Here is a 16352-nt window from a genome sequence, read left to right as displayed (position 1 = left end):
ATGCGCAAAATCGTTTTTGACATTGAAACGAGTAACCTATTTTCTGATGTTGGTTCAGGCGATCCGGCAGCTTTGGATATATCAGTTGTATGTATTCATGACTCAGAAACAGACCAGTATCTGTCTTTCCTGCAAGAAGATTTCGCTGATCTGTGGAAATACATAGAAAGCGCCGATATGCTCATCGGTTATAACTCAGATCATTTTGATATTCCACTACTTAATAAATACTACCCTGGTGATCTTACTCACATAAAAAGTCTAGACTTACTAAAAGAAATCCATGGTTCTCTCGGACGGCGTATAAAGCTCGATTCAGTTGCCAAAGCAACCCTTGGAACACAGAAGAGCGGAAATGGACTCCAAGCAATTAAGTGGTGGAGAGACGGCGAACGTCAAAAAGTTATCGACTACTGTATTCAAGATGTAAAAGTCACAAAAGACATTTACGATTACGCTCTTAAAAATGGAAAAGTGAAATATGCAGACCTTGGAAAAATGAAAGATATTCTACTCGATACAAAAGACTGGGAGGAAAAGGAAGACTCATCACTCACTCACACATTACCTTTTTAATATTCCTAAAAAAGAAGGGTGGCGAGAACTATTCCTGCCGCAAGTAACAACCTATACACAATGAATACGTATAACGTATTGTTTTGTAGGAACTTGAGCAATAAGTGAATTACCAAAAGAGCAACAATGAACGCAGTCACTGTTCCCGTTATCATATGAATAGTTATCTCCCCTATCCCAAGCTCAAGTGCTTTTTTTGCTCCAGCACCTAGTAGTAGCGGTACGCCAAGCAAGAATCCAAATCGCGCTGCTTCGCCTCGTGCCATACCAAAAAGCATACCGGCTGAAATAGTCATCCCAGAGCGACTTGTTCCAGGGATCAGCGCTAACGATTGGAAAAGTCCAATTATAAGACCGCGCTTCCATCCATAAGCTACTGACGTAAACCTGGTAAGTAGACCAGTGTATCGTTCGGCTGAAAACATAATCGCTGACCCAAAAATAAGTGCTCCTGCTACTAACAATGGGTTACGAAAGAGTGTCGCCATGCTTTCTTCTAAAACGAGTCCTAATATAACCGCCGGAATTGTTCCTGCAACAAGTGCTAAAACAACCTCCTCATTAGCAGCAAGATTCTGACGAGAAAGCAGTTTCCTAGGAATCGCAAGTGCCGAAAGAATGAGCGTATAAATATCTCTCCAAAAATAAACAACAATTGCAGTGGCAGTAGCGAAATGCAGTAACGCATCAAACGCCAAATCGAAATCACCAACAGAACCTAATAACTGATGTGTCAGGATAAGATGTCCGGATGAAGAAATGGGCAGGAATTCTGTTAATCCCTGTACGATTCCCAATGCAATATGTGAAAAAATGGCAGCCTCAAGCATGTATGATACAATCCTACAACATTAATCAATTTTAGGATAATACTATGTCAGAACAAAAAATGAACCTCGGAACTCCTATTGCCATCGTTGCGGCTGGAGCTCTTATCGCCGGAGCTCTTTACTTCGCTGGTGGTGCAGGATCACCAAGTACAGGGCCTGCAGGAGCACCGGACGCTGGTCAACCAGCAGTTCCTATTGCAGAAGTACAAGCAGATGACCACATTGTGGGAAATGCTGATGCAAAAGTAGTGATTGTCGAATACTCAGATACAGAATGTCCATTCTGTAAAAACCATCACGAAACTCTTAAAGAAATTACAAGCAAGTATGAGGCAAGTGAAGTTGCATGGGTATACCGAAACTTCCCAATTCCGCAGCTTCACCCAAACGCACCTAAGCAAGCTGAAGCACTTGAATGTGCAGCTGAACTTGGAGGAAACGAAGGGTTCTGGGCATACACAGACCGTTTATACGAAGTTACTCCATCGAACAACGGACTCAGCATGGATGAACTTCCAAAGATCGCAACGCACGTTGGTCTTGATGCGGCAGCGTTCACACAATGTCTCGACAGCGGTGACATGCAAGAGCGAGTGGACGCAGATTACAACGAAGTAATCGCGGCAGGTGGACGTGGAACTCCTCACAACATTCTTCTTGTAAATGGTGAGCAGTACCCACTCGAAGGAGGTCAATCAGTTGAAGGTCTTTCGCAGATCATCGACCAACTTTTGGCACAGTAAGTAGATTTAACCGACAATAAAAAATGCCTCACAATGTGAGGCATTTTTTATTGCATCAATTCTCGCAACTTACAATACTCACAATCCCCTTTTTTGTGTGCGTCGCAACGCTCATCCCAGAACGATAGATTTAAAACCTCTGTCGACATTTTTTCTATTTCTTTTAGGAGTACATCTACGTCGTCCTGCGTAATAGTAAACTCTTCACGTACGTACGTTCCGTTTTCTTTTGGCTGTATGAAGTCTAGTACCGCATTCTTCATTTTATATTTATCCTGCGCGTCGATAAGCATCCGATAAAAGACGAGCTGTCTAAAATAGTTTCCTGAACCAACTGCCTTAGTGCCACCTGTTATATGATTTCTAGATTTAGGCTTCCCTGTTTTGTAATCTACTACCGTAATACCGTCAGCATATACTTCTGCTTTATCCAATTCTCCACGCACTCGAATATTTGGAAGCAATTCTAGAGAAAGCGGTATCGTTAAATCAATCTTATATGCATTTAGTGTTTCCTTACACCACGTTCCATTGTACGTATCAAACCATCCAGAAAGTGCATCATGTCCTTGCTCGTACATTTCGGTAAATGCATTCCCAGAGAGAGATGTCTGCTCAAGAGCTTTTTCATATGCATCCAGCAACATATCTTTCGTTACTTCGCTATTTTGATGGTGAATAAAGAAAGTTTTCAGTGCTCTGTCTACCGCAGTACCTAATGTCATATACTTGGTAGGTATTTTTGGAATACGTACGAGGTTACTATAAAAGTACTGCCATGGGCATGTAAGATAATTATTCAGCGCAGTCACCGAAAGTCCTTGCTCAACAAATAACTCTTTCAGATATTCACTGTCAGCTACTGAAAGACTTTTTACATCTGGCTTTGCCTGCAAAAATACTTCTGGCGACAAACCTTCTTCAAACGCACTTTCGTCTACATTCTCTTTATATGAATCATTCATCTCCTCAACAAACTGAGAAGGCAACCTATCTTTACCACTCTGAGATACTCTTCCGTAACTAACACTTACACGTGAACGTGCTCTCGTAAGCGCTACATAGAAAAGCCTTCTTTCGTCTGCATTATCCTGATTTGCCGGTCCGTCAATGGGAAGTGTGAAGCTAGACATCTTCCGTTTATTCCCCCAGTGCGTATCCCATGCGCCTACCAGATACACATAGTCAAACTCCAAACCTTTAGACTTGTGCGCTGTCATGAGACGCACTCCACGACGCGCGTGCTGCACACCAGCTGATTGCTTTATAGATATATTGTACTCGTCCATCAAGTCGAGATGCGCTATAAGGTCTTTCAATTTATATACTCGGTTACCTCTTGCAAGCTCTTCTACAGTACGAGCTAACGAGTGGAGTTTCTCGAGCATTTCTACTGAACGAGAAGAGTTTAGTGCAGTGGTAAGAAAACCTGATTCGTCGAGCACTAAATTAAACACATCTGTTACTGGGTCGTTATTCCCGGCTTGCGCCCATTTCGACAATCGCTTGGCAAATACAGAAAACTGCTTTACATCAGTAACTCCAATATCTTTTAGCTTCTTTTCTGAGAATATACAGTCATATACTGGAATCCTATTACGAGAGCTATATTTTAGTACCTTAAAAATATCTATAGGCTCAAACCCAAGAAACCGCACATGTAGTACTTGGGATACCAACTCCTTATTCCCAAAGTCAGCAACTGTGCGCAGAAGTGCAACGAATTGTGCAATGCTTGTGTCATCCAGAATGTTGCGATTGGACTCTATAGAATAGCCGATACGCTCACGTTCAAGTGCTCTGGCAATATACGCTGCGTCTGCATTAGTTCGATAAAGAACTGCAATCTCATCGGGTGCAACTCCTTCACCAATATGCTTCTCAATATCACGAGCAACCCACAATGCTTCGGTTTCATCAGAACCAAAAACACGAACTTCTGCTGCTTCTTTCTCTATAGCAGCACGTGACTCAAGTGCAACGCGTTCTATTTCGTCATCAGATGAGTCAATAACACTGTGGGCGACGTCGAGTATTTTCTGACCAGAACGATACGAATGCTTAAGTTCAACCACCTGTGCGTTTGGGTACTTGTTCTTGAAGTACAAAAAGTTCTCTAGCGATGCACCTTGAAAACGGTAAATGGCCTGCTTCTCATCACCAACAATAAACAAGTTAGGTTCCTCATGAAAATCCACAAGCAACTCGAGCAAACGGTTTTGTGATGCATTCGCGTCTTGGTGCTCATCTGCCAAAACATACTGATATTCTTCCTGTAATCGCTGTAGTACGTCTCTATCCTCATCTAATCGACGTACCGCGACACTTATCATATCGTTGTAGTCGTAAAGCTTCCTATCGCGCAGTGCTTCCTCGTATGCTTCGTAAAGCTCTACCAACTCCTTATTTTTTTCAATACTCTTCTGCGTTTTCTGATGAACTGTCTTCATCTTGCCTTTGTAAGCACCTTTTTCGTTATACAAATCGTCTTGCGCTAAAAAATTCTTCTCACTCAGTTCAACTCTCTCTTTAAACTCTTGTGGCTCAATATATTCACTCTTGAGGTCGCTAATTGCGTTCAGACTCTTCTTAGCGTACGCAAAGTTGTCGTGGAATGGTCGTAGCAGATTAAGGTGGTCTCTTTTTTCGATAATCTCCCGCATCAGTAAAATTTGATCGATATCAGTAATTTGCTCTGAACTAATGAGACGTGGAAAATCTTCAGGAAACCTCTGAATGGTCATGTTACAAAAGCCGTGGAACGTATGGATGGCAACACGATATGCGTCTGAACCTATCATAGACACAAGACGCTTTCGCATCGCTGCGACACCCGCTTCAGTAAACGTAAGCGCAAGAATAGACGATGGATCAGCATCAGTTTCTTTGAGAATATTAGCAATTCGCAGCGTAAGTATCTGAGTCTTACCTGTTCCAGGACCCGCAATAACCATGACTGGGCCTTCGATAGTATCTACTGCCTTGCGTTGCTCTCCATTAAGCATTGCGTAGCTTTTATTAAATTCTGGAGTCGTTCGAGCTCGTACCATTACACTAGTATATAGAAGCCTTTGGGTGTGTCGAACTATCGACCTCGAAAAGATAACTGAGCACCCACAACGTTTGCAGGACCACCCTCTGTTTGGTAGTTTGTATATAGAATAAAAAGCAACGGAAGGATAGTGACGATGGTACAATTGCTATCAAAAATTGAGCAAGCGCAAGAGCTCGACAAAGCACTTGTGAATATTCAAAAGAACCTTGTGCTTCCAGTAAACAACAACGAGGATCTCCCACCAATACAGCCCGTCGCAGAACAGTGGAAATTGTGGCAAGTCGACAATTGGAATCGTCAGCGAGAGTTACTTTTCTTTGATCTCTGGGAGGATTATCCACTGCGACTTACTTCCCATCTTCGTTGGATGTGTGCTCAAGCACTAATTTTATCTCCATCGGAACCTGAGAAAATCGCTCATATCGTTGAAGTTGTTCAATGCGGTCTCATGACGTACAACATTTCATATGGTGAGTAAGATGCCCTCTCTTATGTTCATTCAGAAATATAGGTCGCGACTACCATTGCGGCCTATTTTTTATACTCCATATATACTGAAAAACGAGTCTCTGTATAAGCCTAAAAACCCTACACCCGATTTAGAATTTAAGAATTCTTAACTGCATTTGAAATCGCCTCAACAATGCCTTCGTCAAATGGTCCCGGAATAATCTTTTCAGCCGTTGGCTCAGACACTAGCGCTGCCAGTGCCTCGGCGGCAGCTAATTTCATATAATCAGTAATCTGCGCTACCTGTGCGTCTAGAGCGCCTTTAAATACACCGGGGAATACTAATGCATTGTTTACCTGATTTGGATGATCTGAACGACCTGTAGCCACAACAGCAGCTCCTGCACTAAGAGCTAACTCTGGTTCTATCTCGGGTGTAGGATTTGCAAGTGCAAAAATAATCGGATTATCGTTCATAGTCGACACCATTTCTTTGGTTAAGATATTTCCCGCAGAAACGCCAATAAATACATCCTTACCCACTACCGACTCTTCGAGGCCGCCACAAATCTCACTAATCGCACAGCACTCTAGAATCTTCTCTTGTGCAACATTCAAGTCTTCACGACATTTAGAAACAATGCCGCCACCGTCAACAATAGTTACTCGTGGGAATCCTGCTTTTTGTAACAAAGCGACAATCGCAATACCCGCAGCGCCGGAGCCGGTTACTACAATCTTTACCTCTTCCTTCTTTTTGTGTGTTACCTTAAGCGCATTAAGGAGACCTGCGAGGACAACAATAGCTGTTCCGTGCTGATCATCGTGGAACACCGGAATATCAAGTGCATTTCGTAGTCGCTCCTCTATTTCAAAACAACGTGGTGCTGAAATATCCTCTAGGTTAATACCACCAAAAGTAGGTGCGATATGTGTGATAGTGTCTACAATCTCATCTACGTCTTGTGTATCAAGAGCAATAGGAAATGCATCAACATCAGCAAACGTCTTAAATAGTGCACATTTGCCTTCCATAACCGGCAATGCTGCGACTGGACCAATGTTACCTAGACCAAGTACCGCGGAGCCGTCTGTAATAACTGCAACCATCTTTTTCGTTGCGATGAGATCACGTGCACGGTCTGGGTTTTTAGCTATTTCTTGAGATACCGCTGCAATTCCAGGAGTATAGGCAACGGATAACTCTTTCGTATTAGTAACTGGAAACGTACTTTCTATACGAATTTTTCCACCTTTTTTGTCGTGCTGCTTTATTGATTCCTCTCCGTAATCCATAGTGAAAAAGTATACCATAGTGTCTATCTCTTCTCTGTGCATATAACCTCTTGCACTACGGCTTACACAGGTATATAGTTGCCCAAATATATGATCACAATAAAGGAAAAATCATACTCAGTTGAGGACATTATGCGTCCGGCAATCTTTACCAGTAGTACTGCAACGTTGGAAGAAACATTGCAAAAAATGATTACCGAACGACGAAACTCTCTTACTGTGTTAGCAGAAGACGGAACATTAGCAGGAATGGTGAACGCTATCGATATTATCAAGGCAGTGCTTCCAGACTATATGGAAGAAAGTAACCTTGCCGCGCGTTTCTCAAACATGGAGCTTCTTAAGGAAGATGCAGAGCGTGTAAAAGACACACCTGTTGCAGACTTCATGGAAACTGAAGTCCCTACCATTAAGGTAGACGGGAACGTAATTGAAGCAGCGGCTATTGCAGCGCACACAGGTCGTGGACGTATTGCAGTGGTAAACGCAGACAACAAACCAGTAGGTATTCTTACTCGAACCGAACTTAAACAGGTCATTGGAGCAACTCTCGGCATGTGCGGAGACTGTTTCGCTGACATTGACGACAAATAACTTTATAAACAGCGCAAAGGGGCCACTAAATAGGTGGCCTTTTTGTATGTAATTATCTTTATGACAACAGCAGCAATAATCAGTACTATCATTTTTGGAGGGACATTCGCCCTCATTTTAACAGAACGAGTACACCGTAGTGTGGTTGCAATGGCAGGTGCCGTGCTTATGGTACTTGCAGGAATAATATTCGACTTCTACCACCCAGAAGACGCTCTTAACGCCGTTGATTTCAACACATTAGGGCTTCTTTTCGGAATGATGCTACTTGTGGTAGTACTCGAGAGGACTGGTGTATTTCAATACCTTGGTATCTTAACGGCAAAGAAGACAAAAGGTAACCCATGGCTCCTCATGCTTGCCCTTGGTACGCTTACGGCAGTATTGTCGATGATACTCGACAACGTAACAACAATTATTTTGATCGTACCTATTACGATTATTATCGCTCGAATGCTTAAAATCAGCGCAACACCACTATTGCTGGTTGAGGCTATGCTTTCAAACGTTGGTGGTACTGCCACACTCGTTGGTGACCCGCCAAACATCATGATTGGTTCAGCAGCAGATTTTACTTTCAACGCCTTCCTTGTTCACTCGCTTCCAACAGTACTTGTTGTAGGAGTAGTTACATTCATTATGTTCCGATTCCTCTTCAAAAAGGAGCTTTCAAAAGCTCCTGAGAACATCGAAGAACTAATGCAAATGAATGAAAAGGATGCCATTACGGACTTACCGACTCTTAAAAAGGGTCTCGCTGTTCTTGCTGGTGTTGTCGTCCTCTTTTTCTTCCATGGTGTTCTTCATCTTGAAGCGTCCCTTATTGCGCTTATTGGTGCAGCTGCAATCTTGCTTTTAGTCACCGCAACGAAGGACCCGCAACCTATCATTGAGAAAACCGAGCTATCAGTACTCCTCTTCTTCGCGTCACTCTTCATTACCGTTGGTGGTCTCGAACACGCTGGTGTACTAGAGAGTCTGGCCCAAATTATTACCGCAAGTGCTGAAAGCAACCTATTGCTTACCGCTATTATTATTCTATGGGTTGCTGCAATTGCATCAGCTATTGTAGATAACATCCCGCTTACGGTTGCTATGATTCCTATTATTCTGTATTTACAGCAATCAGGTGTACCTGTAGACCTTCTGTGGTGGGCGCTGGTATTCGGTGTTGGATTTGGTGGAAACGGTTCACCAATTGGTTCTACCGCAGGTATCATTGTGGTTTCAAAATCCGAACAAACAGATGAACCTATTAGCTTCAAACGATGGCTTAAGTACGGAATACCCGCAACTGCTGCAGGTCTCTCTATTGCCTCTGTCGTTTTGGTTATCTTCTACTACACTGGATTTGTGACTGTATAATAGCAACTACAAATCACGTAACATATAAAACCCCTCGCGTACGCGAGGGGTTTTAGTATGTTTAGTTACCCACGTTAGCTGAATTGTGTTCCTTAATCAACTCATAAAGAGCCCTGACCCGGACATCTTCTTCATATCTGTCATGAATCTCTTTCATAATATTCACAAAATTTTGTACTGCGATTGAAACGTCTCCATAAGCATCTTTCGCCATCACTTCTGCAATTAAATCGGGGTCGCCACCAGCACCACGCACGGCAGTATGATATGCATTTAGGAATTTCTTGAAATCTTTCTGTGCGGCTTGTACAGAACGATTTTGCATCTCACTAAGTTCATGCACTATATAATCAGGAGATTCTGCTCTATCTTTTTCTCTATTGTATTTCCTTGCTGCTGTTTCAGCATAAGCTAACATTTTAACAAAAGGACTTACCTCAATTTGTACCGGTGTATGTGCCTCAAAATCAGTTCGAGAACCAGATGATTGCACAGCACTCGCATTACCTACGCCAAATGCCAAAGCACCTAGTGCGGCTAACCCCGCGACTGCTCCCTTGTTAGTTTTCTTCTTGTTTTCTTTTTTTGGAAACCGTTCAGACATGCGCAAATTGTTATACTTAGTATAAAAACAGTATAGCACCTAACAAAAAACCTCCCAGGTAACTGGGAGGTTTTTGGATTTAGTAATTCTTCAACTGAGCAGCTCGTTCGTGGAAACGAATCTTTTCGAGTGCCTTAGCTTCAATTTGACGAATACGTTCACGTGTCACACCAAACATCTTTCCTACTTCTTCAAGTGTGTGGCAAATTCCTTCATCATTGAGTCCGTTGCGCATCTCAAGAATCTTTCGTTCTTTGTCTGAAAGCTCATCAAGAACAGCAGTTATGTGCTCTGAAAGAATACGGCGACTTGCTGCTTGATCTGGAGATTCCATCTTATCATCAGCAATAAAGTGCCCGAGAGTCGACTTGTCTTCACCCTCATCTCCCACAGGAGACTCAAGAGAAACAGTGGCTTGGCTAATTTTCTGAATATGATGGACTTTATCTACTTCAAGCCCCATTTCTACGGCAATTTCTTCAGGCATTGGGTCTCGTCCTAAATGTTGAGAAAGCTCACGTACTTTTTGTTTGTATTTCGCAATCGTTTCAACCATGTGAACAGGAATACGAATTGTCCGTGACTGGTCGGCAAGCGCACGTGTAATAGCTTGGCGAATCCACCACGTTGCGTACGTAGAGAATTTATATCCCTTTGTGTAATCAAATTTATCCACTGCCTTAAAGAGACCGAGGTTTCCTTCTTGGATAAGGTCGAGAAGCGTGAGGTCGCTTGAACGTCCAACATATTTCTTAGCAATAGAAACAACAAGACGCAGGTTTGAGCGAGCAAGAATTCCTCGAGCTTCGTCGTCCCCTTCTTCAATACGTTTCGCGAGTTCCTTTTCACGATCTGCGGTAATAAGTGGGTACTGACCTATTTCTCGTAGATACATTTGAACCGAATCACGTGATGCATCACTTCCTGAACCAAATTTCTTTCGGTCGAGTAGTAGTTCTGTGTTGTCGTTCAAAAGACCGCCGCTTTCTAAAACATCGATACCAGCAGCACCGAAGCGTTCGTACATTTCTTCGAGAAATACGATGTCTTGTTCGATAGTTGGAAACTCTTTGAGAATTTCGTCATACGTTATATAACCTCGTTCATGCCCTTTTTTGAGCAGTTTTTCTGCCTGTTTTTCCTTTTTATTCGGTGACTTCTTTGGTGGAGTTCGCTTTGGAGTCATCTTCTTCACCACTGCTCCAACCGACGCGCTGGCTGCTACAACCTTCTTTACAGCAGTTTTTTTAGAAACAACCTTCTTAGCTGGTGCTTTTTTAGCAACCACCTTTTTCTTTGTGCCCGCTGTTTTGCGGACAGCTTTTTTTACTGTCTTCTTTTGAGCCATAGTTTATAGTACTTTATAGGTTTTCTACTAAATTACAAGGGTTTATAAATGGTTGTCAAGTTTACGTAGTTTTTCGAGTACATCTTGATGTTTTTGCGCATAGAGAGCTATATCCTTTTGATTCCCTTCACTTTCGGCTTTTCTCATAGAGACGCTTGCATTATCAAGCTCTTTCTGAAGTTCTCTTTTTAGAAGACGTTCGATGAGTTCATTTATTGCACGCTTCATACTATCTTCATCGTGATACAATGCCTCAAATTTAAATGCTGCCTCTTTATTTCCTGCCAACTTTTCTTCCAATGCTTTAAAACCAATTGGGGTCAGCGCCTCCTCTATCTGAACCTTTAGCCTTTTACAGTCTACCAACTGTTCTTTCAAATCTTTTTGCCAAAGATACATAAGAACAAGTTCGTCTTCAGAACCGAGTGGTGTATCATTTCCTTTTTGTGTCGCAGGTTTTGCAGCAATTCCTTCGTTTATCGGAGTCGCCTTCAATTTAGATAATTCCCTCCGAACCGCCTCTTCCCCAACAGATAGTTGTGCCGCTACTCGCTGAATAAAGTGACTCTTATCAATTTCACTCTCGATATCTAGTACATACGGCAGCACTTCTTTCTGTACCATTAGTTTAAATGCTCGCTCATCCTTAGATTTCTTACGGTAGAGATTAAGAAGGAAATCAATAATATGCTTAGAATCTTTAATCGTATTCTTCCACAGTTCAATATCGTCATTAACGAGCATATCTGCGGGGTCAGACCCTTCAGGTAATGCGGCTATTTTTACATCAAAACCCGAGCGCAGTGCGGCACGTGCCGATTTACCGGCGCTGGCAATGCCCGCTGCGTCAGCGTCAAGTGCAATACATAGATTCTTAGACATACGACCAAGTAGTGTTATGTGTTCAGGAGTAAGTGCTGTCCCAGAAAGCGCTACCGTGTTGTTGTACTTCGCTTGGTGCGTTGCAATGAGATCCATCTGCCCTTCTACCAATACAGCAAAATTTGCTTTGCGAATCGCTTGTCGGGCCCTATCATATCCATACAAGATTTTTGACTTATGGTACAGCGGTGTTTCTGGCGAGTTTATATACTTCCCTGTATTATCGTCCTCTTTGTCGAAGATACGCCCAGAAAAGGCCACAATGCGCCCTACGCTGTCTGCAACTGGAAACATAATACGTGAGCGAAAGCGGTCATATGAACCCTTAGTACCTTCTTTTATAAGCCCTGCTTGCATAATGTGCTTTTCACTGAAACCAGCGCCTTTTAGGTGCTCGTATGCTCCACTCCAGCTATCCGGCGCAAATCCAATACGGAACGAATCGATAGTCTCATCAGTCAATCCACGATCTTTAAGGTAGGTAATTGCTTTGTCATTTTTCTTTAGGTTCTCAGTGTAGTACTGCGTTACTGATTCTAAAATCGAAAACAGTACATCATTGTCATCTTTTTCGACTCCTTTTTCATAGACAAGCTCTATCCCCGCTTTGTCAGCAAGAGCCTTTAACGATCCTTTGAAGTCGAGTCCTTCAATTTCTTGTACAAACGTAAAGATATCTCCTCCAACACCACAACCAAAACAATGATAGCTCTGCCTCATTGGTGAAACCATAAACGAGGGAGTCTTTTCTGCATGAAACGGACATTTCCCCTTTAAACTGCTTCCTGCAGGCTTTAATTCAACATACTGCCCGACCACTTCTTCAATAGAAAGGCGCTCTTTGATGTTTTCGATGTTTCTTGATGCCATACGATAATGCAATAATACCACGCCTACCTTTTGAAGGCGTGGTACGTATCGCAGGTCTTTTACGAGATATTAGTCCTCTCGTTTTCGCTCGTTCTCAGAAAGTTCACTCTGCAACTCTGTCATGGCAGTGTTTTTTGCACTCCCAACAAATCCTGTTCCAGCTGGAACAAGACGTCCTACAATAACGTTTTCCTTCAATCCTTCGAGCTTATCTTCCGCTCCACGAACAGCAGCTTCTGAGAGCTTACGTGTTGTATTTTGGAATGATGCTGCTGAAAGGAAACTATCTCGTGTAAGAGCAGTTTCGGTAATGCCGGTTACCAACTGATCTGCAGTTGCAATATCACCTCCTGCTTCCTTCATACGATCATTTTCTCGTTCTAGTTCAACATCTTCTACAACTTGTCCGATTGAGAACTTAGTGTCTCCTGCGTTCTTAATCTTTCGTCGTGAGAACATTTGCTTGATAACGACTTCGAGATGCTTACGTGATACCGCAACACCTTGAAGCTCGTAAATCTTATTGATTTCAGAGATGATATATTCTTGTACTAGTTCTTTTCCGGCGTACTGGTAAAGATCATCAAGTTCAGCAGAACCATCTGTCATAAACTGACCCTTTACTACCGGCTGACCTTTCTTTACAAGAATCGTACGTACTGAAGGCACCTTATATTCGATGTCTCGTTTTCGTGAGCTCTTGCTTGTTCCTTCTGGAATCAAAGTAATGATGGTGTCGTCTCCTTCTTTAATAAGATCAGACACGACTCCGTCGATACGTGCAATAAGTGCTGGGCTCTTCGGCGAACGTCGGTCAAATACTTCCTCAACTCGTGGCAAACCTTGTGTGATGTCTCCTCCGACTGAGGCAGCTCCTCCGGCGTGCTTCGTGTTCATAGTAAGCTGTGTTGAAGGCTCTCCAAGAGACTGAGCAGCTACAGTACCAACAGCTTCTCCAATATCTACTAGTTCGTTTGTTGTAAGGTCATACCCGTAACATTTCTGACATACACCACGTTGTGTTTTACAGGTCATCGGGGAACGAACCACAACTGTTTGTACTGCTGAGTTAGCAAGCTCTTCAGCATCCAGTGCAGAAATTAAGTGACCTTTTTTAAAGAGTTCTTTGTCGCCATCCATAATTGGCTCAGCAACTGTACGCCCCTTTGTTGCGCGTCCAAGTGAAATTTCCATTCCAAGTGCATTAACACGACTTACTTCTACTCCTTCTTTTGAACCACAGTTATCTTCAGTAACAACAATATCTTGTGCAACGTCAAACAAACGTCGAGTGAGATATCCGGCTTGCGCAGTTTTAAGTGCGGTGTCGGCGAGTCCCTTACGTGAACCGTGAGTCGTAATAAAGTATTCAATTGGCTTCATTCCTTCCTTGTACGAAGCAATAACTGGCGTTTCAATAATATCTCCATTCGGGTTCTGAATAAGCCCCTTCATACCTGTCATCTGTGTAAGCTGTCCTACAGAACCACGAGCTCCTGAAGTAATCATGTCGCTCACAGAACCATGTGGATCAACTGCTTCCATCACAGAATCTTCAATATCAGTTTTGGCTTTCTGCCATACTTCAATTGCCATTCGTCGTCGCTCTCCTTCTGAAAGAAGTCCGTCGTTGAATTGTGCCCGTAGTTCAAGAATGGCTTGTGTGCTTTTTTCAATGATGACCTCTTTCTTTGGTGGTGTCTTAAGGTCAGAGAGTCCCCACGTAATACCTGACAATGTTGCGTACTTAAATCCGAATACTTTAATCTTGTCGAGGATTTTTGGCATTCCACTTAGTCCGTAACGAGCAATAAGATCATCAACGAGCTTATTCATGCGTCGTCGGTCAACAGTTTCGTCGATGTATGGGAAGTCTGTAGGAAGCACTGAGTTGAACAAGAGTCGTCCAACAGTGGTTTCAAATAACTCTCCATTGTACGCTGCGTACTTTGGTGAATCACTTGGGAGTACTTTTATCTTCGCGCGGAAATCAACAACTCCGTAATCGTATGAGCTGATAGCTCGGTTTGTTGTTTCGAATATTGTTCCTTCTCCGTTTGCACCTTCTACAATCTTTGTCATCCAGTAGATTCCAAGAATCATGTCTTGTCGTGCATTTGTGGTTACGTCTCCAGAACCAGGCTTCAAAATGTTCTTGTTGGCAGACATAATAGTCCGCGCTTCATGTTGTGCCTCGTCTGAGAGAGGTACGTGCACAGCCATTTGGTCACCATCGAAGTCAGCGTTAAACGCTTCACATACCAATGGGTGTAGTTGAATAGCGCTTCCTTCAATAAGTACTGGGCGGAACCCCTGCATACTCTGACGGTGAAGCGTTGGCGCACGGTTTAGCAACACGTGTTTATCGCTAATTACCTCTTCAAGAATTGCCCACACTTCTGGAATTCCCTCTTCAATAAGGCGTCCTGCTCCACGAATGTTATATGCAATTTCGCGTTCAAGAAGTCCTGAAATAATGAATGGTCGGAAGAGTTCCAATGCCATCATCTTTGGTAGCCCACATTGATCAAGTGCCAAATCAGGCCCAACAACAATCACACTTCGTCCAGAGTAGTCTACTCGTTTACCAAGAAGGTTCTGTCGGAAGTACCCTTGCTTACCCTTTAGATAGTCAGCAAGAGACTTAAGTGGTCGTGATCGTTGCCCTCCAACTGAATATGCTGTGTTTCCACGTCGCACTGAGTTATCGAGCAATGCGTCGACTGCTTCTTGCAGAATACGCTTTTCGTTACGCAAGATAACGTCTGGTGCGTAAATGTCTTTTAGTTTCTTAAGACGGTTGTTTCGGTTAATCACTCGGCGGTACAGGTCGTTAATATCAGAGCTGGCGTGACGTCCACCTTCTAGAGCAACCATCGGTCGAAGTGCTGGTGGAATCACCGGAAGCTGTGTGAGGAACATCCATTCAGGACGAACGTCAGCTCCTTGCATTTGCTTCACAAGCGAAATGCGCTTTTGTAGCTTTACTCGATCAGCTGCACCTGCTTTTTCAAGCCGGGTAAGTAATTCTTGACGGAATACTTCAAGATCGAGGTCTTTAAAGATATCGTACAGTGCCTCTGCTCCAATCTTTGCTTCAAAACATGAAGAATACTTAAGCGCAAACTTATGGTACTCACCTTCTTCAAGTACGATACCCTCTTTGATACTTTCAATTTCTTTCTTTGCAGCAGTTGCCAGTTCTTTCAGTTTCTTCTTTGTCTTTTCATCTTTTACATCCTTACTCTTTGCTTTGAACTCACTCTCAAGATCTTTGAGTAGTCGCCCCTTTGATTCTTCATTTACCTTAGTGATGATGTATCCAGCAAAGTACACTACCTTTTCAACTTCAGCAGCCGAAATACCAAGTAGCAGTGCAATTCTTGATGGAATACCACGGTGGAACCAAATGTGAGCAACAGGTGTCGCAAGGTCAATGTGACCCATTCGTTCGCGTCGCACCACACTTCGAGTAATTTCTACTCCACATTTTTCACAAATAATTCCTTTGAAACGAATACCACGGTACTTTCCACAGTAACATTCGAAGTCTTTTTCCGGTCCAAAAATCTTTTCATCGAACAAACCGTTCTTTTCAGGACGTTGTGTTCGATAGTTAATAGTCTCTGGCTTTACTACTTCACCACGAGACCATTCTAGAACTCGATCAGGTGACGCAAGCTTCAGCGTAACCTTGTCGAAATCGTTTATGAGCATTTCTTTGTTTGTTTTCATACGC

12 protein-coding genes are annotated in these 16352 nt (G+C 42.9%); 5 read left to right on the top strand and 7 right to left on the bottom strand.

The features are described 5' to 3' along the window. Positions 1-576 carry a ribonuclease H-like domain-containing protein gene (locus tag JXR01_00340; GenBank protein QSH39451.1) on the top strand — a complete coding sequence of 192 codons (576 nt, stop codon included), beginning with the start codon at positions 1-3 and terminating at the stop codon, positions 574-576. Positions 577-581: 5 nt separating this feature from the next. Here JXR01_00340 and JXR01_00335 read toward each other — a convergent pair whose 3' ends face one another. After that, positions 582-1406 carry an undecaprenyl-diphosphate phosphatase gene (locus JXR01_00335; protein QSH39450.1) on the bottom strand — a complete coding sequence of 275 codons (825 nt, stop codon included), beginning with the start codon at positions 1404-1406 and terminating at the stop codon, positions 582-584. A 44-nt stretch (positions 1407-1450) separates the two neighbouring features. Here JXR01_00335 and JXR01_00330 point away from each other — a divergent pair, with 44 nt between their 5' ends. Further along, a complete protein-coding gene (locus tag JXR01_00330) occupies positions 1451-2149 on the top strand; it encodes a thioredoxin domain-containing protein (protein QSH39449.1) in 699 nt (232 codons plus the stop codon). Between the two features lie 47 nt (positions 2150-2196). On the opposite strand, the gene JXR01_00325 is transcribed toward JXR01_00330, so the two are convergent. Next, a complete protein-coding gene (locus tag JXR01_00325; protein ID QSH39448.1) occupies positions 2197-5199 on the bottom strand; it encodes an ATP-dependent helicase in 3003 nt (1000 codons plus the stop codon). A 138-nt stretch (positions 5200-5337) separates the two neighbouring features. Here JXR01_00325 and JXR01_00320 point away from each other — a divergent pair, with 138 nt between their 5' ends. Beyond that, a complete protein-coding gene (locus tag JXR01_00320) occupies positions 5338-5682 on the top strand; it encodes a hypothetical protein (GenBank protein ID QSH39447.1) in 345 nt (114 codons plus the stop codon). A 128-nt stretch (positions 5683-5810) separates the two neighbouring features. Here the strand turns inward: JXR01_00320 and JXR01_00315 are convergent, their stop codons facing one another. Then, a complete protein-coding gene (locus JXR01_00315; protein QSH39446.1) occupies positions 5811-6950 on the bottom strand; it encodes an NADP-dependent malic enzyme in 1140 nt (379 codons plus the stop codon). Between the two features lie 90 nt (positions 6951-7040). On the opposite strand from JXR01_00315, the gene JXR01_00310 reads away from it, so the two are divergent. Beyond that, the gene (locus JXR01_00310) at positions 7041-7544 is read left to right on the top strand and encodes a CBS domain-containing protein (GenBank protein QSH39445.1); all 504 of its coding nucleotides are present in this window, start codon (positions 7041-7043) and stop codon (positions 7542-7544) included. 60 nt (positions 7545-7604) lie between these two features. Next, positions 7605-8909, top strand: a complete 1305-nt coding sequence (locus JXR01_00305) for an ArsB/NhaD family transporter (GenBank protein ID QSH39444.1) — start codon at positions 7605-7607, stop codon at positions 8907-8909. 61 nt (positions 8910-8970) lie between these two features. Here JXR01_00305 and JXR01_00300 read toward each other — a convergent pair whose 3' ends face one another. From JXR01_00300 to rpoC, 4 genes are all read right to left on the bottom strand, one after another. Further along, on the bottom strand, positions 8971-9513 hold the full coding sequence (locus JXR01_00300) for a hypothetical protein (GenBank protein ID QSH39443.1): 543 nt from the start codon (positions 9511-9513) through the stop codon (positions 8971-8973). A gap of 79 nt (positions 9514-9592) precedes the next feature. Next, complete coding sequence (locus JXR01_00295; GenBank protein QSH39442.1) at positions 9593-10861, bottom strand: sigma-70 family RNA polymerase sigma factor; 1269 nt, start codon at positions 10859-10861, stop codon at positions 9593-9595. Positions 10862-10903: 42 nt separating this feature from the next. Further along, a complete protein-coding gene (gene dnaG, locus JXR01_00290; protein QSH39441.1) occupies positions 10904-12613 on the bottom strand; it encodes a DNA primase in 1710 nt (569 codons plus the stop codon). Positions 12614-12682: 69 nt separating this feature from the next. Then, positions 12683-16330 (bottom strand): DNA-directed RNA polymerase subunit beta', encoded by a 3648-nt coding sequence (rpoC, locus tag JXR01_00285; GenBank protein QSH39717.1) that lies wholly within the window; start codon positions 16328-16330, stop codon positions 12683-12685. Positions 16331-16352 lie beyond the last annotated feature (22 nt).

The organism is Candidatus Kaiserbacteria bacterium (genome assembly GCA_017134395.1).
Lineage (GTDB): Bacteria > Patescibacteriota > Minisyncoccia > Phycocordibacterales > UBA2100 > UBA2100.
This window is presented reverse-complemented; position numbering and strand designations above follow the sequence as displayed.